Here is a 1,821-nt window from a genome sequence, read left to right on the forward strand (position 1 = left end):
GAAACCCATCTAACGTTGCTGGTGTAGTCTCTTTATCTTTTGAGCTGATTTTGCCAAGATGATCTGCATTGGCATACTTGATGAAGGTCCCGCCGACATCGATACACAAATAATTACTCACTGTTTCAATCTCCTTATCAAACTGCCGTTACCTAAACTGAGCAGAGCAAAACCTATCGAGAAATAGTAGATCAGGAAGAAACCGGCAAATGTCAGCAACCAAGCAAAGAACAATAGATTCAAAACATTCCACAAAATCAAACCGATTGTCACTAATGGATTTTGGAAGCCGATGACCACATTCTGGATTACAATGTCTTTCACACTTGTTTTGTTCTCCGCATCCAAATTGAATGCGAATGTCGCCACAATCAGATACAGACTCAGAAATATCAGAACGACACTCAGCGCTACCATTTTCAACACCGGATTTATTATATTATTTTCCAGCATGATCAGATTGCCGAAGATCAGCACGAAAAACAGAAGGGTCAAAAGCCAATTTTTGATGCCGTTTTTGAAATTCCGCTTGAAATATCTCATATAGGTCGTAAAGATATAAGGCTCGTTGTCATCGAGAATATTTTTCCCAACTTGATTCGCTGTCAGCAACGCCGTTCCGATCGTCACCAGCGGGAGTGAACTGATCAAAAAGAGAAAATTGAGGATGGCAAGATTGCCGACTTTCTCCAATAAACTCCATGCTTTATTCTCATCTCTTGAAGTATTATCCATTATGCTTACCCCCATCCTTTACCTTTTCACTCATTCACACCACTACCCCAACAGCCTGAACTTTACTCTTTGACCGTTCCATCCGTAATGCCCTCGACAATTTGACTGGAACACAGGAAGTACAAGATCAGAATCGGAATCAGCGTCAGAACGACTGCTGCAAAAGTCAGATCCCAGTTCCGGACGAAGTCACTCATGTATTTATAGACACTTAACATAAGAGTTCTTTTATTCGAATCCGAAAGGAAAACCATCGGGATATAGAAATCATTCCAGATGCGGATGCCGTTGATCAAGCCGAGCGTCGCCAGCACTGGCTTGCAGATCGGAATGATGATACTGAAGAAAATCCGGAATTCGCTCGCACCGTCCAGTCTTGCCGATTCTTCGATTGATGCGGGAATGTTCCGGAAAAATTTAGTCAGCGTAAATACAGGGAAAGACATTCCTGCGATGTACAGCAGGATGACACCTGTCATTGTATTGAGCAACTGCATGTTTCTCAAAATTACAAACAGCGGCATCACACACAATTGTACGGGGAACATCATCCCAATCAGGAAATAGGTGCTCACGACTTCTTTCCGCTTGAATTCATACCTGGAAATGCCGTAAGCTACCATCGCGCTCAGCAACAGTAGGAAGAACACACCCACTAAAGTGATGAACAAGCTGTTGAACAGATATTTGAAGAAATTGTCTTCCGTGATCACTGTGATATAGTTTTGCAGCGTGATCGTACTCGGAAACCCGAATGTATTTCTGGCTAGCTCTGAACTGCTCTTGAATGAATTCATGAACGTGATGACCAACAAAATTAAAGTTATTGAAGTAAACAAGAGCAATCACAGAGACAGTGCATTTCTTAAAAGGGTGTCTTGCTTCTTTTTCATTTTATCTCTCCTATCTTTCTAATTTTTCTCAAGTTTCTTCAATAATTGAGTCAGCACTAGCGTTATCACCGCAATGATCAGGAACATGACGACACTGATGGCGGCACCGAAGCCCATATTGGATTTCCCGTTCAGTGCAGTTCCGAAAGTGTACCTGTAGAACATGATATTCACGAAATCCAGCGATTTATCA

At 42.0% G+C, this 1,821-nt stretch carries 2 protein-coding genes; both read right to left on the bottom strand.

Going from position 1 to position 1,821, the window contains the following annotated elements:
- Nucleotides 1-117: 117 nt before the first annotated feature.
- Nucleotides 118-735 (bottom strand): DUF624 domain-containing protein, encoded by a 618-nt coding sequence (locus WBV27_RS09915; protein WP_424201654.1) that lies wholly within the window; start codon nucleotides 733-735, stop codon nucleotides 118-120.
- Between the two features lie 62 nt (nucleotides 736-797).
- Nucleotides 798-1,532: a carbohydrate ABC transporter permease gene (locus WBV27_RS09920; RefSeq protein WP_424201656.1), complete on the bottom strand. Its 735-nt coding sequence runs from the start codon at nucleotides 1,530-1,532 to the stop codon at nucleotides 798-800.
- Nucleotides 1,533-1,821: the final 289 nt, after the last annotated feature.

The sequence above is a fragment of the Trichococcus sp. genome (genome assembly GCF_049589555.1).
Classification (GTDB): domain Bacteria; phylum Bacillota; class Bacilli; order Lactobacillales; family Aerococcaceae; genus Trichococcus.

Excerpts from the sequence above, each read along its gene's own strand:
- WBV27_RS09915 (WP_424201654.1), bottom strand. The coding sequence starts at position 735 with ATGGATAATACTTCAAGAGATGAGAATAAAGCATGGAGTTTATTGGAG.
- WBV27_RS09920 (WP_424201656.1), bottom strand. The coding sequence starts at position 1,532 with ATGAATTCATTCAAGAGCAGTTCAGAGCTAGCCAGAAATACATTCGGG.